At 69.8% G+C, this 21,665-nt stretch carries 22 protein-coding genes and 2 pseudogenes; 14 read left to right on the forward strand and 10 right to left on the reverse strand.

Annotation, left to right across the window (positions count from 1 at the left end; all coding sequences use genetic code 11):
* Positions 1-7: 7 nt before the first annotated feature.
* A complete protein-coding gene (locus ABZS61_RS23790) occupies positions 8-748 on the reverse strand; it encodes a metallophosphoesterase (protein WP_356424652.1) in 741 nt (246 codons plus the stop codon).
* A 174-nt stretch (positions 749-922) separates the two neighbouring features.
* Here ABZS61_RS23790 and ABZS61_RS23795 point away from each other — a divergent pair, with 174 nt between their 5' ends.
* The 3 genes and pseudogenes from ABZS61_RS23795 (at position 923) to ABZS61_RS23805 (ending at position 2,838) form a co-directional block, all read left to right on the forward strand.
* A complete protein-coding gene (locus ABZS61_RS23795; protein WP_356424655.1) occupies positions 923-1,540 on the forward strand; it encodes an ABATE domain-containing protein in 618 nt (205 codons plus the stop codon).
* Between the two features lie 44 nt (positions 1,541-1,584).
* Positions 1,585-2,045 (forward strand): annotated as a pseudogene (locus ABZS61_RS23800) (DUF4158 domain-containing protein); the annotation flags it as partial.
* Positions 2,038-2,838, forward strand: a complete 801-nt coding sequence (locus ABZS61_RS23805) for a maleylpyruvate isomerase family mycothiol-dependent enzyme (protein ID WP_356424658.1) — start codon at positions 2,038-2,040, stop codon at positions 2,836-2,838. The pseudogene ABZS61_RS23800 and the gene ABZS61_RS23805, both read left to right, overlap by 8 nt.
* Before the next feature lie 208 nt (positions 2,839-3,046).
* On the opposite strand, the gene ABZS61_RS23810 is transcribed toward ABZS61_RS23805, so the two are convergent.
* The 4 genes from ABZS61_RS23810 to ABZS61_RS23825 all read right to left on the reverse strand — a co-directional run bounded on the left by ABZS61_RS23810 (position 3,047) and on the right by ABZS61_RS23825 (position 7,566).
* A complete protein-coding gene (locus tag ABZS61_RS23810; RefSeq protein WP_356424661.1) occupies positions 3,047-3,463 on the reverse strand; it encodes a universal stress protein in 417 nt (138 codons plus the stop codon).
* Complete coding sequence (locus ABZS61_RS23815) at positions 3,463-4,959, reverse strand: APC family permease (RefSeq protein ID WP_356424664.1); 1,497 nt, start codon at positions 4,957-4,959, stop codon at positions 3,463-3,465. The genes ABZS61_RS23810 and ABZS61_RS23815 overlap by 1 nt, the downstream gene beginning before the upstream one ends.
* A 127-nt stretch (positions 4,960-5,086) precedes the next feature.
* A complete protein-coding gene (locus ABZS61_RS23820; protein ID WP_356424667.1) occupies positions 5,087-6,307 on the reverse strand; it encodes a saccharopine dehydrogenase C-terminal domain-containing protein in 1,221 nt (406 codons plus the stop codon).
* 158 nt (positions 6,308-6,465) lie between these two features.
* Complete coding sequence (locus ABZS61_RS23825; RefSeq protein ID WP_356424670.1) at positions 6,466-7,566, reverse strand: hypothetical protein; 1,101 nt, start codon at positions 7,564-7,566, stop codon at positions 6,466-6,468.
* A gap of 260 nt (positions 7,567-7,826) precedes the next feature.
* On the opposite strand from ABZS61_RS23825, the gene ABZS61_RS23830 reads away from it, so the two are divergent.
* Positions 7,827-9,257, forward strand: coding sequence for a hypothetical protein (locus ABZS61_RS23830; RefSeq protein WP_356424922.1), 1,431 nt, complete (start codon positions 7,827-7,829; stop codon positions 9,255-9,257).
* An 18-nt stretch (positions 9,258-9,275) separates the two neighbouring features.
* On the opposite strand, the gene ABZS61_RS23835 is transcribed toward ABZS61_RS23830, so the two are convergent.
* Positions 9,276-9,701 (reverse strand): SRPBCC family protein, encoded by a 426-nt coding sequence (locus ABZS61_RS23835; RefSeq protein WP_356424673.1) that lies wholly within the window; start codon positions 9,699-9,701, stop codon positions 9,276-9,278.
* Positions 9,702-9,732: 31 nt separating this feature from the next.
* The gene (locus tag ABZS61_RS23840) at positions 9,733-10,743 is read right to left on the reverse strand and encodes an aldo/keto reductase (protein WP_356424676.1); all 1,011 of its coding nucleotides are present in this window, start codon (positions 10,741-10,743) and stop codon (positions 9,733-9,735) included.
* 144 nt (positions 10,744-10,887) lie between these two features.
* Between ABZS61_RS23840 and ABZS61_RS23845 the strand changes: the two genes are divergently transcribed.
* The 3 genes from ABZS61_RS23845 to ABZS61_RS23855 all read left to right on the forward strand — a co-directional run bounded on the left by ABZS61_RS23845 (position 10,888) and on the right by ABZS61_RS23855 (position 13,103).
* The gene (locus ABZS61_RS23845) at positions 10,888-11,829 is read left to right on the forward strand and encodes a LysR substrate-binding domain-containing protein (RefSeq protein ID WP_356424679.1); all 942 of its coding nucleotides are present in this window, start codon (positions 10,888-10,890) and stop codon (positions 11,827-11,829) included.
* Positions 11,830-11,943: 114 nt separating this feature from the next.
* A complete protein-coding gene (locus ABZS61_RS23850; protein WP_356424682.1) occupies positions 11,944-12,579 on the forward strand; it encodes a dihydrofolate reductase family protein in 636 nt (211 codons plus the stop codon).
* A 29-nt stretch (positions 12,580-12,608) separates the two neighbouring features.
* Positions 12,609-13,103: a GNAT family N-acetyltransferase gene (locus tag ABZS61_RS23855; RefSeq protein ID WP_356424685.1), complete on the forward strand. Its 495-nt coding sequence runs from the start codon at positions 12,609-12,611 to the stop codon at positions 13,101-13,103.
* A 62-nt stretch (positions 13,104-13,165) separates the two neighbouring features.
* Here the strand turns inward: ABZS61_RS23855 and ABZS61_RS23860 are convergent, their stop codons facing one another.
* A complete protein-coding gene (locus tag ABZS61_RS23860) occupies positions 13,166-13,981 on the reverse strand; it encodes a PepSY domain-containing protein (RefSeq protein ID WP_356424688.1) in 816 nt (271 codons plus the stop codon).
* Positions 13,982-14,255: 274 nt separating this feature from the next.
* On the opposite strand from ABZS61_RS23860, the gene ABZS61_RS23865 reads away from it, so the two are divergent.
* The gene (locus ABZS61_RS23865; protein ID WP_356424926.1) at positions 14,256-15,779 is read left to right on the forward strand and encodes an MFS transporter; all 1,524 of its coding nucleotides are present in this window, start codon (positions 14,256-14,258) and stop codon (positions 15,777-15,779) included.
* A 100-nt stretch (positions 15,780-15,879) separates the two neighbouring features.
* Here ABZS61_RS23865 and ABZS61_RS23870 read toward each other — a convergent pair whose 3' ends face one another.
* Complete coding sequence (locus ABZS61_RS23870) at positions 15,880-16,134, reverse strand: DUF5133 domain-containing protein (RefSeq protein ID WP_356424691.1); 255 nt, start codon at positions 16,132-16,134, stop codon at positions 15,880-15,882.
* Between the two features lie 274 nt (positions 16,135-16,408).
* Here ABZS61_RS23870 and ABZS61_RS23875 point away from each other — a divergent pair, with 274 nt between their 5' ends.
* The 6 genes and pseudogenes from ABZS61_RS23875 to ABZS61_RS23900 all read left to right on the forward strand — a co-directional run bounded on the left by ABZS61_RS23875 (position 16,409) and on the right by ABZS61_RS23900 (position 21,257).
* A complete protein-coding gene (locus tag ABZS61_RS23875; protein ID WP_356424694.1) occupies positions 16,409-16,657 on the forward strand; it encodes a DUF6296 family protein in 249 nt (82 codons plus the stop codon).
* Positions 16,658-16,796: 139 nt separating this feature from the next.
* Complete coding sequence (locus tag ABZS61_RS23880; RefSeq protein WP_356424929.1) at positions 16,797-17,558, forward strand: DeoR/GlpR family DNA-binding transcription regulator; 762 nt, start codon at positions 16,797-16,799, stop codon at positions 17,556-17,558.
* Positions 17,555-18,502, forward strand: a complete 948-nt coding sequence (gene pfkB, locus ABZS61_RS23885) for a 1-phosphofructokinase (RefSeq protein WP_356424697.1) — start codon at positions 17,555-17,557, stop codon at positions 18,500-18,502. The genes ABZS61_RS23880 and pfkB overlap by 4 nt, the downstream gene beginning before the upstream one ends.
* Before the next feature lie 95 nt (positions 18,503-18,597).
* Positions 18,598-20,493 (forward strand): annotated as a pseudogene (locus tag ABZS61_RS23890) (fructose-specific PTS transporter subunit EIIC); the annotation flags it as partial.
* 54 nt (positions 20,494-20,547) lie between these two features.
* Entirely contained in the window at positions 20,548-20,820 is a 273-nt protein-coding gene (locus ABZS61_RS23895) for an HPr family phosphocarrier protein (RefSeq protein WP_356424700.1), read from the forward strand.
* 2 nt (positions 20,821-20,822) lie between these two features.
* Entirely contained in the window at positions 20,823-21,257 is a 435-nt protein-coding gene (locus ABZS61_RS23900) for a protein-tyrosine phosphatase family protein (protein ID WP_356424703.1), read from the forward strand.
* Positions 21,258-21,267: 10 nt separating this feature from the next.
* On the opposite strand, the gene ABZS61_RS23905 is transcribed toward ABZS61_RS23900, so the two are convergent.
* A complete protein-coding gene (locus ABZS61_RS23905) occupies positions 21,268-21,555 on the reverse strand; it encodes a hypothetical protein (RefSeq protein WP_356424706.1) in 288 nt (95 codons plus the stop codon).
* Positions 21,556-21,665: the final 110 nt, after the last annotated feature.

The raw sequence follows: 21,665 nt of genomic DNA on the forward strand, positions 1-21,665 counted from the left end.
CGAGGGCTCAGAGCACGACGCGGAAGTGTGTGGTCAGCCGTGCCTGGTCGTCGAGGACGTGGAAGGCGAGTCCGGGTGGCTGCTCGCGGTCCGCGGGGGCGCTTCCCTCCCAGGGCATGCGCAGGGTCCAGGTGATGGCCGGAGCGACGATCAGCGGAAGCCCGCTGAAGGTCGAGGCGGCGGCGGTGTGGGCGTGGCCGGTGAGAACGGCGGCCACCTGCGGGTGCCTCCTGAGCAGGTCGGCCAGTTCCTCGGGCTGTTCGAGCTTGCCGGAGTCGGGGAGCGGGTGATGGAGGTCGACCGGCGACTGGTGGAAGGCGATGAGCGCCGGTGTCCCTTGCGGCAGGGCGTCGAGCGTGGCGTCGATCCAGGCCAGTGTCCGGGCGTCGAGGCGTCCCTCGTCACGGCCCGGGATGGTGGAGTCGCACATCAGGATCGCGGTGCCGGTGATGTGGTGGACCTCGTTGACGGGGCCGGGATCGGGCGTCTCTCCCAGCAGGGCCTTGCGGTACGCGGGGCGCGCGTCGTGGTTGCCGGGGCAGGTCAGCACCGGGAAGGACGCGGCCAGGATGCCTTTCGCCTCCTCGTACTCGGCTTCCTCGCCGTGGTCGGCGATGTCCCCGGTGACCAGGAGGGCGTCGACCGGGTGCGGCAGGGCGCGCAGGTGGTCCATGACGCGAGTGGCACGTCGGGTCGCTCTGTCGCTGCCGTCCAGGTGCAGGTCGCTGATGTGGGCAAGCAGCGTCATCGCTCCTCCTTCTTCTCCGGTGGCGTTCACGGGCCGACGGCGTGCGCCCGGGAGTTGTGCAGCCACCTCAGCTTCTAACGGTAAATTCTGATTTACCGTTAGGTACTCTAGGCGGCGCGGGGAGATGTGCTCAAGTGGTTGTCGACCGTTCGCGGAAGAAAAAGGGAAGCCTCCATGGAACGCTGGCTGGCGTTGGACCTGGCGAGCACGATTCGCCACGACGGGGACGGCGGTGTCACCGACGACCTCGCCACGGTCCGGGACACGGCCCTCTGGATTCACGACCAGGGCGAACTGCCCGGCGGCGCCGCCCCGTCCGGCGAGCTCGTGGTGGACGAGAACCTCAGGCTCGCGGTCATCGAGGTGCGGCGGGCGGTCCGTGCCCTGTTCGCCCGCGCGGTCAGTCCCGCTCCCCCCAGCCCCGCGGACGCCCATCGGCTGATGCCTGCCGACCGGGCCATCGCTCACCTCAATACGGTCGCCGCCCGGGAGCCGGTCGCCCCGCAGCTCGTCTGGCCCCTCGAAGGAGCCCCCACCGCCCGGCTGTTGTCGGCGCAGGACGACCTGTCGATCCGTCTTGTCGCACAACTCGCCCGTGCCGCCATCGACTTCCTGAGTGGCCCCCGGCACGGGGAGTTGCGGGCATGTACCGCGCCGCGTTGCGTGCGCTACTTCGTCAAGAGCCACGGGCGGCAGGAATGGTGCAAACCCTCCTGCGGGAACCGCGCCCGCGCGGCACGCCATTACAGCCGTCAGCGCACCGACGGCGCTGCCGGTACCGCGCTTCCCTAGCACAGGCGGTCGGCCCGGAAGGGGAGTTCGGCGGAAGATCACCGATCGGCTGCGGGCGTCGTCAGCTTCGGGGCCATGCCGGCGAGTTCTTGACCGATGAGCAGGCCGGTTCGTACGGGAAGTTCAACGAGGAGCCGACCGGCCGGAGCTGGAGCGGTTCTTCTTCCTCGACGACGAGGACCACAACCTGATCGCGAAGCGGCGCGGTGACCACGGTCGGCTCGGGTTCGCCCTTCAGATGTGCACCGTGCGCTACATCAGCCGGTTCCTCCCTGACGACCCGCTGGACGTTCCGTGGGCGGTAGTGGAGTACCTCGGGGAGCAGCTCGGCATCGAGGACGTCTCGTGCGTGAAGCAGTACGCCGAGCGCAAGCCAACGGCGTACGAGCACGCGTGGGAGATCCGGGACGCTTACGCCTACCGCGAGTTCCCCGCTGCCGAGGGCGATCATGAAAATCCGCGTGCGGTCGCACGGGGCGCAGTGATAGACATCCGGCGTGCAAAACACTATGGACTTCCCTGACCTGCTGCGACTCATCGACGAACGGTCGGGCGCCCTCCGCGCCGTGGTCGCCGCCGCTCCCAGCCTCGATGTGCAGGTGCCGACCTGCCCCGGGTGGACGCTGTTCGATCTGGTGAAGCACCTGGGTGGGGGAGACCGTTTCTGGGCCGCCATCGTCGGCGCGGGGCCTGCCGACGCTCCCCCGGCCGAGGCCACCGCTGCGCGGGCCGCTCTGGAAGTGCCGCGGGAGCGTGAGGCCCTGCTGGCCTGGCTGGCCGCGTCGACGCAACTACTGGTGAGCGCCCTGCGCGAGGCAGGACCGGAGAGCGGTTGCTGGACGTGGTGGCCCGCGTCGCAGTCACCGCAGACCGCCGGCGGCACCGCCCGGCACCGGGTCCAGGAGACCGCGGTGCACACGTACGACGCCCAGCTCGCCGGGGGCGCCTCGCAGCCGCTGCCGGTCGAAGTGGCACTCGACGGTGTGGAGGAGTTCCTGTTCACCGTCTGCGCGACGCCGAGTGCCTGGCCGCACAAGCCCACGGCCTTCGACTTCCACGCTGCCGAGGGCCGCTCCTGGCGCCTCACGGTCGACGGCAACGGCGCACGCGTCACCCGCATCCCCGCGGACACTGCCGCGACAGACGAGGACTCGGGCGTAGTCGGCGCCTCCGTCCATGGCACGGCCAGTGAGTTGGTCCTCTACTTGTACGACCGTATTCCGGCCGCCTCCTTGCACGTTGACGGAGACGCAGGGCTGCTCGACCTGCTCCGCGCCTGGGAGCCGGAGGAGAAGTAGGACGTAGCGGCCGGCCGGCTGCTGTTCCCGTTCTTCGCCACGCGAGCCCGTATCCGATACGGGCGGCGCTGATGTCGGGGCAGTGCGCGTTCAGCGCAAGGGCGGCGTCATCGTCGTCCAGGTGGACCGGAGCGCGGGTCAGGTGGAGGGCGCCGAGGCTTGGCGTCAACCGCTGTACCGCGCTCCCCGAGGCCTGGGCAGCAGCAGCTCACACCTCGGTCGGCACGCAGAGCACCGGAACGGTCGACAGGTGCAGGAGCTTGTGCGGGGTCGACCCGAGCAGGGCGCCTCGCATGGGGCTCTCGCCCCAGCTGCCGACGACGATGACCCGCGCCTCGTGGCGTGAGGCGGCGTCGATCAGCGCCTGGGCCGGGTTCTTGTCGATGACCTCGACGGCGGCCGGTACGCCGGCCTCGTCGGCGGCTTCGACGGCATGCTCCAGGCCGGTTCGCCCCGCTTGGCGGATGGCTTCGTAGTGAGACCTGTACTCCTCGCCGGCCGGGCCGGGAGGCGCAGCACCGTAGACCAGGACGAGCCGCTCGCCGAATGCCGCGGCCACCTCGATCGCGATGCGCAGGGCGCGCGCGGCACCGGGCGACTCGTCGTACCCGAGGACCACCGACATCAGGACTCCTTACCGTGCACGAGGTCCGGGTCGACCACACTGCGCCGCTCGGTCCAGAAGGTGGCCGACCTGAGACGCCACACCACCATGATCACCACACCGACCACGCTGATGCCGATGCCGATGACGAGTGGCGGGCCGAGCCCGAACCACGAGGTTCCTGTGTAGGAGTTCTCCGGGTCCGCCATGTCCATCACCGACCGTACGAGCAGCCAGGTCAGCAACCCGGCACCGACCAGTGGGCCGATGCCGATGAGGACGAGGTTGCGGAGGCTCTCGGTCAGATGGCGGCGGTAGTAGATCGCACACGCCACACCCGTGAGGGCGTAGTAGAAGGCGATCAGCAGGGACAGGGCCGTCAGTGAGTCGAACAGGGCGTTCTCGCTGATCCGGTTGACGACGAGGTACCAGGCGATGGCGATGCCGGCCACCCACCAGGTGCTCACGTCAGGGGTCCGGAACCGGGGGTGGATACGCGCGAAGTGCGCCGGCAGCGCGTGGCGGCGGGCCATCGACAGCGCCGTGCGCGACGCGGGGATGATGGTGGTCTGGGTCGAGGCCAGCGCGGACGTGGCGACCGCGAGCAGCACGATCCAGTCCCAGCCGCCCATCACCTCGCCGGCGAGGAGGGCGAAGATGAACTCCTCCTCGTCCGCGTTGTCGGCGAGGTATGCCGTTCCGGCGAATCCGACGACCGCGAAGCCGACGGACAGGTAGGTCACCAGCAGGATGACGGTCGACCAGACGCCGGCCTTACCGGGCGCGGTGGCGGAGTCCTCGACCTCTTCGGTGAGATTGACGGCCGACTCCCAGCCCCAGTAGATGAACACGCCCAGAAGCAGCCCGCCTGTGAGCGCCGCACCGCCCGCTCCGAAGGGGTTGAGCCACTCGGCCGAGGGTTTGATGGAGTCGAAATCGGTCGTACCCGCGTAGACGCGGTAGAGCGCCACGATCACGAAGACCAGCAGGAAGGCCACCTGAGCCAGGATCAGGACGTTCTGGACCTTGGCCGAGAGCTCTGTGCCGATGACGCACAGACCCGTCATGACCAGGATCAGGAGCACGGTGAGAAGCTGGCGCACGAAATCGTTCTCGACCCAGCTGTCCAGGCCGACGGCCATCAGGGCGAAGCTGACGGCCACATCCGCCAGCGACCCGACGACCAGAACGCCCGTCATCGCGATGGCCCAGCCGCCGAGCCACCCGGTCCACGGCCCCATGGCGCGGGTCACCCACGAGAACGTGGTGCCGCAGTCCTGGTCCACCTTGTTGAGGTAGTAGAACGCCGAAGCGATCAGCAGCATCGGCACGAAGGAGGCGAAGAGCACCCCTGGGGCGTAGATGCCGACGAGTGCCACGATCGGTCCGATGACGGCCGCCACGGAGTAGGCCGGGGAGGTGGCGTTCAATCCGATGACGAGCGCGTCGACGAAGCCGATCGCGTTCGGCTTCAAGGTCGCTTCCGGTGCTGGTGGTCCGGCCGGTTCCTCTGCCATGCTCCCTCGCTCCGTAACGGCCTGAAGAGACGGGCGAATATGCCCCCTTCATGCTATTTGCGGGCCTTCGGGTGCGCCTCCCAGGCAGGGACGGACACCGCCGTACGGGGCACGGCAGGCGCAGCTGTCACTGTTCGCGCATGCGCCACGGTGCGCCGTACTCCGTCAGCAGATCGAGGAACGGCCGGGGAGGCAGGGCCTCCGGGCCGAGCACCCCGCTTCCGTGCCAGGTGCCGCGCGCGATGAGCTCGAGGGCGGCGACGGGGTTGATCGCGGTCTGCCAGACCACGGCCTGGGAGCCGTACTCCCGCATGGACCACTGGTTGTCGACCACGTGGTAGAGGAAGACCTCTCTGGGCCGTCCGTCCTTGGTGCCCTTCACCCAGGTGCCCGCGCACGTCTTCCCGTGCATCCGCTCGCCGAGCCCGGCCGGGTCGGGAAGGCAGGCGGCGACGACATCACGGGGTGACACCTGGACCTCGCCCTTGTCACTGTTCACGCGGACGGGCTCCGTACGGTCGAGGCCCAGCTTGTGGAGCGCGCGGAGTACTCCGATGAACTCGTCGCCCAGGCCGTACTTGAACGTGACCCGCCCGGCCTTCAGATGGCGCGGGACGAGAAGCACCTCCTCGTGCTCGACATTGACGCACTCGACTTCCCCGATGCCTTCGGGGAAGTCGAAGAGCTCCGGTTCGCTGAAGGGCGCGGTGGTGAACCAGCCGCGCCCCTCCTCGTACACGACCGGAGGGTTCAGGCACTCCTCGATGGTCGTCCAGATACTGAAGGAGGGGGCGAAGTCGTAGCCCTCCACGACCAGATCGGCTCCGTCGCGGATGCCGATCTCCTCGATCTCGTCGAAGAGCTCGTCGGAGGCGTACCGGGCGAACACATCCGAGAGGCCGGGCTCCACGCCCATTCCCACCAGTGCGAGACGGCCGGCATCCTCCCACTCCGCGGCCCGTTCGAACTGCGCGTCACCGAGCTTGACGCCGCACTTCTCGTACGGGCGGTCAGGGTGCGGCCGGGAAAGGGACATCGCCATGTCGAGGTAGTTCGCGCCGTGTGCCAGCGCCGCCTCGAACAAGGGCAGCACGAATCGGGGGTCGGTGGCGTTGAGCAGCACATCGCAGCGGTTCTCGTCGAGGGCGGCGCGCACCGCTGCGGGGTCCGAGGCGTCCACACGGACGGCGTTGAACCGGTGTCCGCTCTCCCCCAGGGCCGCGACGGCCTTCTCCGCACGCTCCAGGTCGTAGTCGGCGACCGTCATGTGTTCGAAGAAAGGCCGACGGGCCGCGATCCTGGTGATCGCGGTGCCCACGCCTCCTGCTCCGACCAAGAGGACACGCATGGGTGGACCACTCCTTCGCCGTGCTGCCGGCAGCGGGGGCGCCCGTGCCGGTCCCGTGGGCGAGGACGCTAACAGCCGGGCGGCCCGGCGGCGGGCACCGTTCGGACCATGTCCCGCGTCCGGCGGTATCCGTGTCGGGCCCGACGGACGGCGGCGCGCTATCCCGGGCGCGCCCCGGTGGGGGCCGGCGCCGTGGCGGCCCGGGAGGTCTGGGCGGCCCGGCCCGGGCGCAGGGTCCATGGCACGGGCTCGGTGTTCGTCAGCCACTCGTCGGCGATCAGCCGCCGGACGATGAGAATCCGCAGATCACGTGGCTGCTTCTTCCATCCCAGCCCCACGCACAGCTGTTTCACGGACGGACCGTGCCCGTGTTCCGCGCGGAAGGCGGCGGCGAACTCTGCTGCGCGGGGGCCGCAGTCGGGCTGGGAGTCCTTCCACACGCCGTAGGCCGTGCGCACGCTCGCCGGGATCTGGGCGGGAACGGCCTTGCGCATGAACGCCTCCGCCACCCTCACGGTGGCCATGTGGCAGAGCGGGCAGTGTTCGACGGCCTCGGCGTGCCGACGCAGTGCCACGCTCGCCTGTGCCTTCCACCCGTCCCAACTCAGCGGTTCCTCGGCGGTCATGTCGCGCGGGCGCGGCGCCTCGGGTAGCGCGTGCATGCCCGAGAGGTGCCGTACGGCGTCGGCCAGCAGGTACCGGTCACCTTCCAGTTCCAGCAGGAAGCCCTTGGCGAGCAGTTCGGGCAGTGCGGCGCGGCACGCGCCGGGAAGGTCGGCCGGCAGGGTCGCATGGCGTTCGGCCCGGCTGTGGGCTGCCAGGAACAGCGCGGCCAGGCGCGCGGCGGACGACGCCTTCCTGGCCGGCTTGGCGGCCAGGGTGCGGGTGGTCCACCCGGACACCCGGGACCTCTTGTCCTTGCCGAAGACCAGCCGCCGGTCCGAGGTGTCGGCGAGATCGGGCACGGCGACGGCCACGGGTGTGTCCGGGCTGCCTCCGATCAGATCGCCCCGCACCTGCCATCCCAGAGCGGCTACGGCGGTGACGGCGCTCTCCGCATCGTCCAGACGCAGTGACTTCAGATCCTGGCCGGTGATGTTCCCGACCCCGCCCCGGGCGGCGCGGATCGCGACGACCACCGCGAGGAGCTGCGCGTCGCTGCCGGCGAGCGGCAGCGAAGCCACGTAGGTGAGGAGACGGCGGGCGGCCTCTCCCTGCACAGCGGTCAGCAGGAAGGGCTTCGGAGTGCTCGTCACCACCGGCGCGGCCGGAGCGTGGGGCGAGCTGGAAGGAGACTTGGGCACGACATGTACAACGCGCGTACGGCACCGAAGTCACCACCTCGTACTGCTGTGCGAGTTGGCGGATCGAGGCGGTGTCCTGAGCGCCCGCCCGAGAACGATATGAACGCAATGCCGCGACCCCTGGCCCCCTGACCTGGCGCGACTAGCATCAGCCGCCACGCAGCGGTGAGCCGAGCAGCCAGGAGGAACACGTGGCCACGCTTTTGCCCATTCGCATGAGGCCGGGTACGCGCAGACATCGGTTCGCGGTGGTTGCGAGCGGCCTCGCGGGGATACTCGCGGTCGGTCTCATCGGCCCGGTTCAGCCCTCGGCAGCGGCCGGAACCCCCGGAGAGATCTCCTGTCCCGCGAGCCTCACGGCGCGGGCGAGGTGCTACTCGGGACAGGATTCCAACGGTGCCCACTACGCCGTCGCCATCCCCCGTGACTGGAACGGGTCGTTGGTCATGCACGCCCACGGAGGGCCCGACCTGGGCGAACAGTCGGACCCGCAGCGAAGCCTCGACGACCTCGAGCGCTGGTCCGTCATGGTCGAGGAGGGCTACGCCTGGGCGGGATCGTCCTACCGCCGCGGCGGGTACGGAACGAGGATGGCGGCCGCCGACACGGAGAATCTCCGTCGCCTGTTCGCGGCAGAGTTCCGGCGACCGCGGACCACGCTCGTGCACGGCCAGTCCTGGGGCGGGAACGTGGCCGCGAAGGTCGTCGAGGTGTACGGGGCGGGCAAGGACTCCCCCTACGACGGCGCCCTGCTCACCAACGGTGTGCTCGGCGGTGGCTCACGGGGCTACGACTACCGGGTGGATCTCCGTGTCGTCTACCAGTACTACTGCCGGAACCACCCGCGCCCCACGGAACCCCGGTACCCCCTGTGGAAGGGGCTGCGGGACGGTTCGGCGATGACGTCCTCGGGTCTGGGCGCACGGCTTCAGGAGTGCACCGGCTACACCTCGCAGCCGGCGGACCGGACTCCCCTCCAGCAGCGCAATCTGGACGACATCCTGAGCGTCACGAAGATTCCCGAGCGGACACTCGAGTCGCACCTGAGGTTCGCGACCTTCACCTTCAGGGACATCGTGCAGCGCCTCGGCGGTCGCAACCCGTTCGGGAACGGGAGCGTGCGCTATCGCGGCTCCCACGACGACAGGGCGCTCAACGCGGGTGTCGAGCGCTTCTCGGCGGACCCGTCGGCCCGGCGTGACCTGTCCTACGACAGCGATGTGACGGGCGCGGTCTCCGTCCCCGTGCTGACCATGCACGCGATCGACGACCCCACCGCCTTCGTCGAGCACGAAGCGGCGTACCGCGCCTCACTCGAAGGTGCGCGCCGCGGCGGCCATCTCGTCCAGACGTTCACTCAGGAGAGCGAGCACAGCGGGCTCAGCACCTCGGAGTACGCCAACGCCGTATCGGCGCTGTCCCGGTGGGTCCGGACGGGGAAGAAGCCCACCCCCGCCTCTGTCGCGGCGTCCTGCCCCTCCTTCGACGCCGTCTACGGCACCGGGTGCTTCCTGCGGCCCGGTTTCGTCCCTGCCGACTACTCGTCGCGTGTCCTTTCGCGGCCCGGCGGACAGCACTGGCCCGCGCTGTCCGCCGCACGGGAGAGGGAGTGGAGCCGGGTGGAAGGTATCGGCATCGCACCCTGAACCGCCTGGTCCGGGCTGTCAGCCGGTCCGCGTGGTGAGCGTCCGGTTCAGCGCGGCGAGGCCGTCCGTGTAGATCTCCTGGAACAGGGCGACGGCCTCGTCCTCACCGACGGCGTCCGGGGTGAAGACGCCGGACCATTCCACCCGGGCGGTGTCCCTTCCGGCAATGCCGTGGACCGTGAGGGTCGAACGGTAGCCGGTCACGGGGAAGGGCGCCTTCAAGATGGAGTAGCTGTAGGTGCGGGCCGCGTCGTCGAAGGCTTCGAGGCGCTCGACGATGACGCCGCCATCCTGGTTTCCGAGCGTGCGCACGCGTCCGCCCTCGCCGAGTTCGCTGGAGGGGATGTAGGGCAGCCAGTCCGGCAGTGAGCCGAAGCCGCCGATGAGCCGCCAGACACGTTCGGGCGACACGGGAATCTCGATGGATGCGGTGGTGGTGGCCATGGGGAACTCCTGAAGGTCGGGCAGTCGGGTCTCAGACGGTGGGTACGGGCGCGTCCTGCGCTATGAGCTCCTCCTCGCGCAGCTCCGCCCAGAACGCCGCCGGGATCGTCTCGCCGAGCGCGGCGACGTCCTCCGCCGTACGGCTGGGCTTCGTCGCGCCGGGGATCGCGGCGGCGGTCGCGGGGTGTGCGAGGGAGAACTGCAGGGCGGCAGCCTTGACGCCGACCTCGTGGCGTTCGGCGAGCGCCTTGATGCGCCCGACCTTCTCGACGATCTCCGCGGGCGCCTTCTGGTACTCGAAGTGCGCTCCTCCGGCGAGGATCCCCGAGCTGTACGGGCCGCCGACCACGATGTCGACGTTCTGGGCAGCTGCGGCGGGCAGCAGACGCTGCAGGGCACGCTCGTGGTCGAGGAGGGTGTAGCGGCCGGCGAGGAGGAAGGCGTCGGGCTTCGGCTCGTCCAGGTCGAGGGTGAGCTCGAGGGGCTCGACCCGGTTGACGCCCAGGCCCCAGGCCTTGATGACACCTTCGTCGCGCAGTTGCTGCAGAACACGGAAAGCGCCGGTGCGGGCGGTTTCGTACGCGGCGAGCCACTCGTCACCGTAGAAGTCCTGGGCCACGTCGTGGACCCACACGATGTCGAGGCGGTCGGTCCCGAGGCGCTCGAGGCTGTCCTCGATGGAGCGCAGGGTGGCGTCGGCGGTGTAGTCGTTGACCATCTTGTTGGGCCGGCCGTGCTCGAACAGTCCCCCCTTCTCGCCGAGGTCGCGTGCGGCGGGGTCCTCCGTCTCGTCGAGGATGACGCGGCCGACCTTCGTGCTCAGGACGTACTCGTCGCGCGGGTGCTGGGCCAGGACGCCGCCGAGGCGGATCTCGGACAGGCCCGCGCCGTAGAAGGGCGCGGTGTCGAAGTAGCGGATGCCCTGGTTCCAGGCGGCCTCGACGGTGGCTGCCGCCTCTTCCTCGGGGATGGCCCGGAACATGTTGCCGAGGGGTGCGGTACCGAAGCCGAGCACGCCGGGCAGGAGGGTCTTGATCGTCATGGGGGTCCTTGCGATGCCTAGGGTGGGACATGATGTTTTGTACGCGAATGCGTCATGCATCCGTCTTGTGCTCTCGAGGTTAGGATCCAGGCATGAGACTGTCCAAGACTTACCTCGACTCACTTGAGTCCCCCGAGGTCACACATGCTTGACCTGCGACTTCTTCACTACTTCGTGGCCGTCGCCGAGGAGGAGCACGTCGGTCGCGCCGCTGAGCGGCTGCACATCTCCCAGTCCCCGCTCAGCCGCCAGATCGCCCAGCTGGAGAAGAATCTGGGCCTCGTCCTCTTCGAGCGCAGCCAGCAGCGGATCCGTCTCACCTCCGACGGCCGCGTCTTCCTGACCGAGGCCCACGCCCTGCTGCGTCATGCGGACCGGCTGGAGAACCTCGGCCGGCGTCTCGGCAGGGGCGAAGAGGGCGGGCTGTGCATCGGCTACGTCGCCGACGCCATGCACACGGGCATCCTGCCCGCCGCTCTTCGGGCTCTGCGCGAGGAACGCCCCGGTATTCACGTCGCCCTGTACGACCAGGAGTCCGCCGAGCAGTTCGAGGGCCTGCGGCAGCGCAGCCTCGACATCGCGCTGGTTCGCACTCCCCCACCGGAGGACGACCCGGACCTGAGTGCCGCCGCCCTGCTGCAGGATCCCCTGCTGCTCGCGCTTCCAGCGGATCATCTGCTGGCGGAGAAGGCCGAGTTGAGGCCCGCCGACCTGACCGGACAGCCCTGGATCGCGGTGGGCGACGCCCAGGACGCGGCCTGGCGCGACTCGTTCCTCGCCTCGTGCGTCGCCTCCGGCTTCACTCCGGACATCCGCCTCGACGCTGCCGATCCACTCACGGCACTGGGCCTGGTCGCGTCGAGCCTGGGCCTCGCGCTCGTACAGAAGAGCATGGTGCGCGGCAGTACCGACGGCGTCGTGGTGCGAGAACTCCTCTGGTACGAACGCTCCGTCGGCCTGTGGGCCGCATGGCACCGGGTCGACCTCCGGCCCGTCGTCGCTTCGTTCCGCGAGACGGTTCTGGCCGGACAGCACACAGCAGGGGCAGCACACAGCACAGCGTCAGCAGCCGGGGGGCGCCGGTAACGGCGGTGCGGCCGCGCGATGAGTTCGCGGGCCCGCAACGGTCTACCCCAGTAGCGAACGGATCGGACAGCTCATCACGAAGGCGGCAGAAGCCGCCACCAGGAGGACAGAACAGTGACCACACGTTCGGGCAGGGTGACCAGCGACCTCTCGATCTCCGTCGACGGGTACTCGGCCGGGCTCAACCAGGCCGAGGAACGCCCGTTCGGCGACGATGCCGGCGATGGCTGGGGCGACAGGCTGCATTCCTGGATGTTCGAAACCCCGGAGCAGCGGCAGGCCGAGCTGGACCGGCTGACGGCGTACGGCGCCTTCATCATGGGGCGGAACATGTTCGGACCCGTACGCGGCGCGTGGGATCGGCAGTGGAAGGGCTGGTGGGGCGACAATCCGCCCTACCACACACCGGTCTTCGTACTCACCCACCATCCACGCGACCCGCAACCGATGGACGGCGGCACCACGTTCCACTTCGTCACCGACGGCATCGAATCCGCACTGCGGCAGGCCCGCGAGGCGGCCGGGGACCGCGACGTGTCGATCCACGGGGGCGCGACCACCATCAACCAGTACCTCGCCGCAGGTCTGATCGATGAGCTACGGCTGCACATCGTGCCGTTCACGCTCGGCGCCGGCACACGGCTGTTCGACGGGGTGCCGTCGCTGAACCTCGAGCAGGTGGAGTCGCGAGCGGCGAACTCCGTCACGCACGTGACCTATCGCGTCCTGCCCCGAACCCCGGAACAGTGAGCGGGACGCCGTCCCGGTAACGTCCTCGCATGACTGTTCTTGAGCGTCTTCGTCCCGATCACGCGCCGGCGCTGCTCGCCTTCGAGTTGGAGAACCGCACGTACTTCGCCGCCTCGATCCCGGACCGCGGCGACGACTACTTCGCCGGGTTCGACGCACGTCACCGCGAGCTGCTCGACGAACAGGCAGCAGGGCTGCACCACTTCCACATCATTGCTGACAGCGACGGCGCCGTACTCGGCCGTGTCAATCTCGTCGGTGTCGCGGACGGTTCGGCCGAACTCGGGTACCGCATCGCCGAGCGGGCAGCCGGACAGGGCCTGGCCACCTCCGCCGTCCGGCGTGTGTGCGCACTGGCACTCGACGCGTACGGCCTGAGTGTTCTCCGGGCGGAGACGACACTGGACAACGCAGGTTCGCAGGCCGTGCTGGCCCGCAACGGATTCGTCCACGCCGGTGCGGTGACCCTGGGCGGACGTCCCGGCCTGCGCTTCACCCGGATTCTGGCTGACGGCCCTCTCTGAGAACACATCGGTGGCGGACCGCTGGGCGGTCCGCCACCGATGCGGGTTCGGCCGTGTCGTGATCAGTCGTTGTCGACTTCCTCGTCAGTGATCTTGCCGGTCGCGGCGTCCACGTCGAAGGCGGTCTTCTTCCAGTCCTCGGTGACCACGTCGACCTGCCAGACGAGCGCCTGACTGTCGTTCTCGTCCAGGTTGAGCGAGGTCACGGTGCCCTTCTGCTTGTCCGTGGCAACCTTGGCCGCCTGCTTCCAGGTCTGCTGGGCCTTGCTGACCCAGTCGGCCAGCTGCTGCTTGTCGGCGTCGCTCTGCTCGGCCTCGGTGACGGAGTCGAGCACGTCTCCGGACACCGCGTCAATGCTCACCGTGTGCGCGGTTCCGTCCTCCTCCACGACTTCCGCGATCCACTTCGGACCCGTGGAACTTCCGCTCGGGCTCGGGCTGCCGGTGGGGCTGGGGCTCGCACTGCCGTCGGGGCTGGCGCTTGCGCTGGGGCTGGCGCTCTCGTCGCTGTCGTCGTCCAGACCTTCGAGGTCGAGGTCGGTGAGCTTGCCGCCGGAAACCTCACCGACGGCCGTCGTGGCGGCGGTGTCGTAGGTGACCTTGACGGTCGAGAGGAGTTCCTTGCGCTCGGTCTGGTCCTCGGTCAGCTGCGCGGCCGTACCGGAAGGGCTGCCGGAGGGGCTCTCGTACGGGGTGGTCGTCTGCTGAGGAATGACCTTGGCAGCCTCTGAGGTCGCCGCGGCTGTTTCGTCACCGTTGTCCTGGCCGCATCCCGTCACCATGGCGGCGGATGCAAGGACGGCGCACAGCGCGCCGACGACACGGAGCCGGCGGGTACGCGTGGAAACGGTCTGGTTACGTCGGGGCTCAAATCTCATACCGCATGACTAGCCGCCCCGACGATCAGTCATGTTGTGCGACAGTCGGCTGTCACCCGATCGCCCGTGCGCCTCCGCCCATTCGCCGTGGTCCGGTGGCACCCCGCCCCGCGGCTGTGGCCGGGCACCGTACTGCGGGCCGCACAGAATGCGCCGATGATCCTTCGCAAGCAGAATTCCGCGTATGAGTAGACCTCACCCGGGGGACGCGACCGATCCGGCTCCCGCAGTGCCAGGAAGCGCGCCGCCGAATCAGGCGCTGACCCTGACTGCGATGCTCTTCGCCGTCTCGATGACGTTCATCGACCAGACCGTCGTCTCCATCGCGGCCCCGGACATCGTCCGCGAACTCGGGCTGTCGGGCTCCGGAATGCAGTGGGTCGTCAATGCCTATCTGCTGGCCCTGGCCGCGTTCTTCGCCCTCGGCGGGAGGCTTGCGGATGTCCTAGGGCACCGCAGGGTCATGCTGGCGGGCACGCTCGTCTTCGTGATCTCCTCCGCACTGTGCGGAGCGGTCCCCTCCGGGGACCTCGCCCAGACATGGCTCATCGTCTTCCGCGCCATTCAGGGTTTCGGGGCGGCGCTGATGTTCCCCGCCGCTCTCGCCGTGGTCATCGCGGTGTTCCCGGTGGAACGGCGCGGCCGGGCTCTGGCCCTGTTCTTCGGCCTCTCCGGAGCGCTCACGGCCATCGGACCCATTCTGGGCGGCTGGCTCACCTCCTGGACCTGGCGTTCGATCTTCTGGATCAACGTGCCGGTCGCCGTGATCGCCATCGTGCTGACGCTCCTGGCCCGCATCCCGAACCGGTCGCGGCGCGAGCCCGTCGATGTACCGGGGGCCGTCCTGATGGCGGCCGGTATGGGCCTGACGGTGCTCGGCTTCCAGCAGGCGGCCGCCTGGGGCTGGAGCAGTGCCGTCACATGGGCGTGCATCGTCGGCGGCCTGCTCGTGCTCGCTCTGTTCTGTCGGCTCCAACTGCGTACGCGGTATCCGCTCGTCAGGCTCCAGGTCTTCCGGGACCGTGCGTTCGCCGTGGATGCCGCGGTGCTGTTCTTCTCCATGCTGGTCTTCGTCCCTGTGTTCTTCTTCGCCTCCGTCTACGCACAGGTCTCGCTCAGCGCGTCACCCAATCAGGCGGCGCTCTACCTTCTGTATTTCTTCATCGGCTTCGGCATCGCGTCGCAGTGGGGCGGGCGCATCCTCGACCGCCACGGTGCCCGGCCCGCGCTGAAACTCGGCACGGCGCTGGGTGCCGCCGGTTTCGCCCTCTGGGCAGGAAAACTGACCACGCTGTCGATGCACGACCAGTGGCCATACGCGGCCATGGCCGGCGCGGGCATCGGACTTCTGCTGGCACCCGCATCGACCGACGCGGTCAACCGGGCGATCGGCGCCTCGTACGGCGAGGTCACCGGGATCACGCAGACGGTCCGGAACTTCGCGGCGAGCGTCGGCCTGGCCGTGTTCGGCACGATCCTCACCCATGTCACGACCAACCGGGTGCATACGACGCTGCGCTCCGCGGGACTGTCGGACGCGGCGGCAACAGACGCCGCCCACAGCGTCGCCGAGGCCGTCACGGGCAACGGCGACGCGCGGCAGCCGTCCGGCGAGGGAAAGGTCGCCGAGGTGATGCGTGATTCCATGGGCGCCATCCGCATGGACTTCGCACAGGCCAATCAGTGGGTGTTCTACTGCATGTCCGGCGCCCTGTTCGTCGCGTTCGTGTGTGCGCTCTGCCACCCGGGCACGCGGGTCGTGACCCGGACCGAGGAGCCCGCCGACCGGGCCGCGTGACGGTCTCTGCACAGCCGAACACGGCGCGGACCACGGCAGAACGCACGGATGACGCCGGTTCGAGGGAACCGGCGTCATCCGTGCGGACTCCGTACAGGCGTCAGGCGGTCAGCTGTACTTCGGACGGCTCCGCGGCCGAGAGCACCGATGCCGCGGACGGGACGGCACGCAACTGGGCGTCCGCCGCGGTCAGGGCGTCCGCCACGGTCCGGGTTCCGGTGGTGACGCAGAGGGTGTAGGAGATGTCCTCGAGACGGCGGCTGCTCTCGGAAGTCCGCAGCCGTGCGTGGGCGCGTCGCAGTGCCTCGTAGCGCATGACGAGATTCCGCAGCGTTGCAGGATTGGCCATCAGCACGGCAGTTCCTCTCCACAGGGCGGCCGGGAGCACATGGCCCCGCACCGACGAATTCCGATCGCGCCGGCGGTACGCCTGGCGATACGGGCGGCCGTGCGACGTGTCAGCACGCATCCGGTCCCTTGCAGATGATGGTGACCCCGGCTCACCGAATCCGCATCCGGAATGACCGAGGGTAATCTGCGGCCGGCTCCTGAAGCGCCGGGCGCGCGGGTGGGAAACAATGGAGGTGACCAGTGGCCGGCCTCTGCCGGCGCCCGGTCGGGAGGCCCTCATGGATTACCCGGAGAGTTACGAGCTGATTTTCCAGGCGGCCGGTGCCACGGACGATGTGGTCGTTGTCCGCCTCACTGCCCGGTCGGGAGCGGGCGGTTACCCGGTCTACGAGGACGAGACGGGAATCGTGCGTGCCGAGATCAGCGAGCGGGGCGAGGTCCGCATGGTGGCGAGCGGCGGACACCAGGTTCTCGGAGTCCCTCTGCTCGCGCGGCCCTTGACCCATGGGGCCGGTCGCACCGACTGAGCACCCGTCTCTCCCGCTCTCGTCCGCCCCGAAGTCCGTTCATGCCCACACCCCGCCCGAATGGGTTTACTTGCCCGGGGTGCGGTCGTAGTCTGCTGGTGAAACCACAGACTCGGGCATGAGACGGATACGAAACCACATGTACGCACCGGAGCGGCAGCAAGAGATCCTCCGCCTGGCGAGCGAGAGCGGCCGGGTCGATGTGCTGTCCCTCGCCGAGGAGTTCCAGGTCACCGCCGAGACCGTTCGGCGTGACCTCAAGGCTCTGGACAGGGCGGGGCTCCTGCGCAGGGTCCACGGCGGTGCCATTCCTGCCGGGAAGCTCGGCTTCGAGCCCGGCCTCGTGGAGCGCGACACGGTGGCTGCGGACGAGAAGGACCGCATCGCCGCAGCCGCGCTGGGAGAGCTCCCCGCCGACGGCAACGTGATCATCGACGCGGGGACGACGACCGTCAGACTGGCCGCCGCGGTCCCGCTCGACTCCGCCCTCACCGTGGTCACCCACGCGCTGCCCGTGGCCGCGCGCCTCGCCGACCATCCCGGAATCTCGCTGCACCTGGTCGGCGGCCGGGTGCGGCACCGCACCCGGGCCGCAGTCGACGCCTGGGCGCTCAGCGCGTACAGCGAGATCAACGCCGATGTCGTCTTCCTCGCCACCAACGGGTTCTCTGCCAGGGGCGGCCTGACGACCCCGGACCTGGCCGAGGCGGCGGTGAAGCGCGCGGTGATCGCGGCGGCCCGCCGGGTGGTGCTCCTCGCCGACTCGGGCAAGTTCGGCCAGGAGCACTTCGCACGCTTCGGCGACCTCTCCCATGTCGACCTGCTCATCACCGACACCGGGCTCAGCTCCGAGGACGCCCGGGACATCGAGAGCCGGGGCACGGAAGTGGTGCGCGCATGATCCTGACCGTCACCCCCAATCCGAGCCTGGACCGCACGTACGAACTGCCCGGACTCAGCCGCGGAGCCGTCCTGCGGGCCACCTCCGACCGTGTCGATCCCGGCGGCAAGGGAGTCAACGTCTCCCGCGCGGTCGCTGCCGCCGGTCACCGTACGGCTGCCGTCGCGCCGTTGGGCGGGCCGGAGGGCGCCCTGCTGGCCCGACTCCTCGGCGAGCACGGCATCGAAGCCGTGGGCGTACCGGTCGCAGGCAGCACCCGCGTCAACATCACGCTCGTCGAACCCGACGGCACGCTCACCAAGGTCAACGCGGCGGGGCCCGAGATCATCCCTGGCGAGGCGGAGCGCCTGCTGGACGCGGTGCGGATGCGGTCCGCGGACGCGGACTGGATCGCCTGCTGCGGCAGCCTGCCCCGCGGACTTCCCCCCGAGTGGTACGCCGAACTGGTGGCCCGCAGCCACCACGGCGGTACGCGGATCGCCCTCGACACCTCCGGAGCGGCGCTGCTTGCCGCGCTCCGGGAACGGCCTGACGTGATCAAGCCGAACGCGGAAGAACTCGCGGAGGCTGTCGGTCGTCCGCTGGCGACGGTCGGTGATGCCCTCAAGGCCGCGCAGGAGCTGTGCGAGCTCGGGGCACGGTCGGTCCTGGCCAGTCTGGGCGCGGACGGACAGCTGCTGGTGGAGGGCTCCGGTGCGTACTTCGGCTGCGCCCCGGTGGCTTCCGTCCGCAGCAACGTCGGCGCGGGAGACGCCTCCCTCGCGGGCTTCCTGGCCGCGGACGGAACAGGTCCTTCGGCACTCGCCGCCGCGGTGGCACACGGTGCCGCGGCCGTGCAACTGCCGGGGAGCGTCATGCCCGCCCCGGCCGATCTCGATCTGTCCGCGGTCGTCACGACCGCGGACATCCCGGTGGATCTCGTTCTGACGGAACCGGCGCCATGACCGGCGCCACCCCGCCCACCCGTACGACGTCCAGCCCCCCGTCCCCCGAGCCGTCCACAGGGCGGTCCATGAGCAAGGAGCCCCGCGATGAGTGAGTGAGCGACCTCGACGGCTTTCTTGCCGACGTGGCTGCCCGTGAGGCCCAGATGCCTACCGGTCTGGACGGGGGCATCGGCATTCCCCACTGTCGCAGTGAACACGTCACCGAGCCTTCGTTGGCCTTCGGACGCAGCGCGCACGGCATCGACTTCGGCGCCGCGGACGGTCCTGCAGATCTGGTCTTCCTCATAGCCGCGCCGGCCGGCGCGGACGAGGACCACCTCACGATCCTGTCGGGCCTGGCGCGACGGCTGATGGACCCCGAGTTCACCAGCGCGCTGCGTGCCGAGCTGGATCCTGCGGCGGCCGCCGCCCTGATCCGCGGCGAGCGGCTCCCCTCGGACGCGACAAACGCCGGAGACGCGGAACTCGACGCCCCGGAGCCGGCCGGTGCCGAGCCGGAGGAGCTGTTCCGGATCGTCGCTGTCACGTCCTGCCCCACCGGTATCGCGCACACGTACATGGCCGCCGAGTCGCTGGAGTCCGCCGCGCTCGCCGACGGTGTCGTGATCGCTGTCGAAACGCAGGGCTCCGCCGGGTTCGAGCGGCTGGACCCGGCCGTGATCGCCGCAGCGGACGCGGTCATCTGGGCCCACGATGTCGAAGTGCGCGAGAAGGCGCGGTTCGGCGGCAAGCCGGTTGTCGACGTCGGGGTGAAGGCGGGGATCAACCGGCCCGCCGAACTCATCGCCGAGGCCCGGCGCATGGCCGGCCGCGGCGAGATCGGCGGGACGCCCGACGCGGCCGCGGCCGCCGCGGGTGCTGACGGCCCCGGCGACTCCCACGGGGCTTCCACCCATGTCGGTGTCCGGCTGCGGACCTACCTGATGTCCGGGGTCAGCTACATGGTTCCGTTCGTTGCGGCCGGCGGGCTCCTCATCGCCCTGTCGTTCGCGATCGGCGGCTACGAGATCGCAAACGCCGCCTCGGTCGCCGACCACTTCGTCCGGGGCGAGGCCGACAGCTGAGCCGCCCTGCTCAACCAGATCGGCACCACCGCGTTCGGCTTCCTGGTCCCCGTACTGGCCGGGTACATCGCGCACGGGATGGCGGACCGGCCCGCGCTCGTCCCCGGTTTCGTCGGCGGCGCCATCGCGCTCACGGTCGACGCGGGCTTCCTGGGCGGCCTGGTCGCCGGGCTGCTCGCAGGGGCCGTCGTGATGGGGATCCAGCGAATGAAGGTCCACCGCACCCTGCGGGGCATCATGCCGGTGCTGGTGATCCCTCTGGTCGCATCCGTGGCGGTCGGGTACCTGATGTTCATCGTGGTCGGGAAGCCGATCGCCTCTCTTCAGCAGGCCCTCACGGACTGGCTGAACGGACTCTCGGGCTCCAACGCCGTCATCCTGGGAGTCGTCCTCGGCCTCATGATGTGCTTCGACATGGGCGGCCCGCTCAACAAGGTGGCGTACGCGTTCGCGGTCGGCGGCCTGGCCGATCCGACGCCCGGCAGTCTCAAGGTGATGGCCGCGGTGATGGCGGCCGGCATGGTGCCGCCGCTGGCCATGGCACTCGCCACCGCCGTGCGCGGCAGGCTGTTCACCCGGGCCGAGCAGGAGAACGGCAGGGCCGCATGGGTCCTCGGCGCCTCGTTCATCAGCGAGGGTGCGATCCCGTTCGCCGCGGCCGATCCCTTGCGGGTGATCCCGTCGGTGATGGCCGGTGGGGCCGTCACCGGGGCGCTGTCGATGGCGTTCGGCTGCACGCTCCGCGCACCGCACGGCGGGGTCTTCGTCGTCCCGCTGATCGGCGGGCCGTTCCTGTACCTGCTGGCGATCGCCGCGGGTACGGCGGTGGCGACGGCTCTGGTCGTCACCCTCAAGGGGCTGCGCCGCAGCCCGGAGAAGGCCGCGCCGACGGCGGACCGGCCCGAGGTCCCCGTGGCTGCCTGACAGCCCGCCCGTACCGGAACCTGTTCACCGACTCGTCCCCTCAGGAGGGAATCCATGTACCGGCGCACCGTCTCCGTCGGCTCCCGCAGCGGGCTGCACGCCCGTCCGGCCTCGCTGTTCGTCCAGACGGCCTCGCGCCGGCCGGTCAGGGTGACCGTCGCACGCGACGGCAGTGACCCGGTCGGCGCCCGCAGCATGCTCTCCGTGCTCGCCCTGGCGGCCCAGCGCGGCGATACGCTGGTGCTGTCCGCCGCCGGTGCGGGGGCACAGGAGGCGGTCGAGGAACTGGCTGCCGTGCTGGCGCAAGACCTCGACGCGAAGGCCTGATCGTGACGCAGATGTGGGATCCCGAAGGTCCGGGTGTGATCGCCCTCCCCTCGGGGCGGCTGGTCCGCGGACGCGGTCTGCGACGTCCGCTTCCCGAGGGTCTCGAGCCCACGTTCGCGGTGCATCTGCTCGGTAGGCGGCCGGCGCCGGCCGCCTGGGAGTCGCGGTGGCTGCGCTGGCCCGACTTCCGGCTTCCCGCGGACCGGGAGGAGGCCCGGAGTGTGCTCGCCGAGGCATGGCAGCGCACGGCTGCGGACCGGGTCGAAGTCGCCTGCGGGGGTGGCCGGGGACGGACAGGTACCGCACTTGCCTGTCTGGCGGTCCTCGACGGAGTGGCGGCGGACGAGGCTGTCGCCTTCGTCCGCCGCCACTATCACCCGGGGGCTGTGGAGACTCCCTGGCAGCGGCGGTTCGTACGACGCTTCGGGGAGCGGTGAGCGGCGCGGATCACTCCACGGCGCGCGAAACCGGAACCGTCGCTCCGTCTCCGGCGCGTACCGCCTCGACGATCTGCTGATGGAAGTAACGGCTGGCTTCTTCGGAGGGGCACGGCACAGGACTGCCGACCAGCGTGAACCAGTCCGAGGCGCCGCTGTACTGCACGGCCACCTCTGCCTGCCCGTCGGACCATGTCGTGTGTACGGTCAGATCACCGCTCACGACGCCTACCTCTTCGGTGCGAACTCCGCCGGATCCCGCGAAGACACCGCAGGTAGTCCACGATGCCCAGTTCATGACGCGTCGCCTTTCGGGACAGTGACAAGCCTGTCTAGCGGACTGGTTTCGAGTATGACACCACAGACCGCCAGTCGCACAGGTGTGCCAGTGCGTATCCGTCCGGTGAC

The organism is Streptomyces sp. NPDC005566, from assembly GCF_040605575.1.
GTDB lineage: Bacteria > Actinomycetota > Actinomycetes > Streptomycetales > Streptomycetaceae > Streptomyces.

What these genes read in the sequence shown, in the direction of transcription:
- ABZS61_RS23895 (WP_356424700.1), top strand. Translation starts at nt 20,548, where the DNA reads ATGTACCGGCGCACCGTCTCCGTCGGCTCCCGCAGCGGGCTGCACGCC.
- ABZS61_RS23880 (WP_356424929.1), top strand. Translation starts at nt 16,797, where the DNA reads ATGTACGCACCGGAGCGGCAGCAAGAGATCCTCCGCCTGGCGAGCGAG.
- ABZS61_RS23835 (WP_356424673.1), bottom strand. Translation starts at nt 9,701, where the DNA reads ATGGCCACCACCACCGCATCCATCGAGATTCCCGTGTCGCCCGAACGT.
- pfkB (WP_356424697.1), top strand. Translation starts at nt 17,555, where the DNA reads ATGATCCTGACCGTCACCCCCAATCCGAGCCTGGACCGCACGTACGAA.
- ABZS61_RS23905 (WP_356424706.1), bottom strand. Translation starts at nt 21,555, where the DNA reads ATGAACTGGGCATCGTGGACTACCTGCGGTGTCTTCGCGGGATCCGGC.
- ABZS61_RS23855 (WP_356424685.1), top strand. Translation starts at nt 12,609, where the DNA reads ATGACTGTTCTTGAGCGTCTTCGTCCCGATCACGCGCCGGCGCTGCTC.
- ABZS61_RS23815 (WP_356424664.1), bottom strand. Translation starts at nt 4,959, where the DNA reads ATGGCAGAGGAACCGGCCGGACCACCAGCACCGGAAGCGACCTTGAAG.
- ABZS61_RS23840 (WP_356424676.1), bottom strand. Translation starts at nt 10,743, where the DNA reads ATGACGATCAAGACCCTCCTGCCCGGCGTGCTCGGCTTCGGTACCGCA.
- ABZS61_RS23860 (WP_356424688.1), bottom strand. Translation starts at nt 13,981, where the DNA reads ATGAGATTTGAGCCCCGACGTAACCAGACCGTTTCCACGCGTACCCGC.
- ABZS61_RS23845 (WP_356424679.1), top strand. Translation starts at nt 10,888, where the DNA reads ATGCTTGACCTGCGACTTCTTCACTACTTCGTGGCCGTCGCCGAGGAG.
- ABZS61_RS23830 (WP_356424922.1), top strand. Translation starts at nt 7,827, where the DNA reads ATGAGGCCGGGTACGCGCAGACATCGGTTCGCGGTGGTTGCGAGCGGC.
- ABZS61_RS23795 (WP_356424655.1), top strand. Translation starts at nt 923, where the DNA reads ATGGAACGCTGGCTGGCGTTGGACCTGGCGAGCACGATTCGCCACGAC.
- ABZS61_RS23820 (WP_356424667.1), bottom strand. Translation starts at nt 6,307, where the DNA reads ATGCGTGTCCTCTTGGTCGGAGCAGGAGGCGTGGGCACCGCGATCACC.
- ABZS61_RS23875 (WP_356424694.1), top strand. Translation starts at nt 16,409, where the DNA reads ATGGATTACCCGGAGAGTTACGAGCTGATTTTCCAGGCGGCCGGTGCC.
- ABZS61_RS23865 (WP_356424926.1), top strand. Translation starts at nt 14,256, where the DNA reads ATGCTCTTCGCCGTCTCGATGACGTTCATCGACCAGACCGTCGTCTCC.
- ABZS61_RS23810 (WP_356424661.1), bottom strand. Translation starts at nt 3,463, where the DNA reads ATGTCGGTGGTCCTCGGGTACGACGAGTCGCCCGGTGCCGCGCGCGCC.
- ABZS61_RS23790 (WP_356424652.1), bottom strand. Translation starts at nt 748, where the DNA reads ATGACGCTGCTTGCCCACATCAGCGACCTGCACCTGGACGGCAGCGAC.